Source organism: Collinsella sp. SGI.180 (genome assembly GCF_050313455.1).
Classification (GTDB): Bacteria; Actinomycetota; Coriobacteriia; order Coriobacteriales; family Coriobacteriaceae; genus Collinsella.
Genome location: NZ_JBNPLL010000048.1, coordinates 1 through 1,057, shown reverse-complemented (window position 1 = coordinate 1,057; position 1,057 = coordinate 1). Strand labels below are relative to the sequence as shown.

At 69.1% G+C, this 1,057-nt stretch carries 1 protein-coding gene; it reads right to left on the bottom strand.

What is annotated here, in order from left to right:
• The coding region (locus ACQRAP_RS08675) for an IS3 family transposase (protein ID WP_427795400.1) at window positions 1-1,008 on the bottom strand (1,008 nt) is incomplete at its 3' end.
• Window positions 1,009-1,057 lie beyond the last annotated feature (49 nt).

The window sequence follows — 1,057 nt, the reverse complement described above, 5'->3', positions numbered from 1 at the left end:
GTCCGGGCTGCAGCCCTTGGCGGACATGCTCCTGGCGAGGCCGTGCCCCTCGCAGATCGAGATCCAGCCGGGCCAGCGGTAGTGGCCGCCGCGGTCGGAGTGGATGACGGGGCGCTCGCCGGGCGCGAGCAGCGCGCAGGCGTCCTCGAGCGTCGAGTTGGCGAGCGCGGCGTCCGGTCTCTCGCCGGCCCTCCACGCCACGACCGAGGAGTCGAAGCAGTCCCTGATGGCCGACAGGTAGACCTTCCTGCCGGAGGGCAGCCTGAACTCGGTGATGTCGGTGAGCCACAGGAAGTTCGGCAGGGCCGAGCGGAAGTCGCGGCGCACGAGGTTCGGCGGGGCCGGCGTCGGCTCGCCCGCATAGGAGCTGTAGGGCCTCCTCTTCCTCCTCATCCACCTGGGGACCAGGCCCTCCTCGCGCATGATGCGGAGGACGACCTTCTCCGAGGCGCGCACGGGCTCGTCGAGCTCGCGCAGGCGCGCCGTCACGAAGCGGTACCCCCGCGCCCCCTCGCCGTCCTCGGTGAAGATCCTGCGCACGAGCGCGCGCAGGGGCGCGCGCCGGTCGGGCCTCGCGATCGCGCGGCGCTGGTACTCATAGGAGCTCTTTGATATCCCCAAGGAACTCGTGAGTTCTCTCAAGGACCACTTCCCGCACGGCCTCAGGCGGTCTATCACCAGGGTCTTCTCCCTGTTCGACATCCCGTCGAGGCTCCCGGCTTTTAAAACGTCCTGCACCGCCCTCAGCACCGCGTTCTCGAGCCTGAGCCGCTCGATCAGGGCGTCCTTGTCCTCCGGGTCGATGTCGGGGTAGTCGGGGCCGTCCCCGACGAGTCGCGGCAGGTCCATTCCTCCACCGGCCCTTCCCGCGGGCTTGCGCACGTCCCTGATCCAGCGCCAGACGGACGTCTTGCCGGGCCCGCCGAGTATCTCGGTTATCTCCATGACGGTGAGCCCGGCGCCGCGAAGCGCCCTGGCCCTCTCCACCATTCTCCTACTGTATGCCATGCGGACTCCGTTCCGGACCTCAACGGTCCAACTTTTTGTCCGCAGTCCC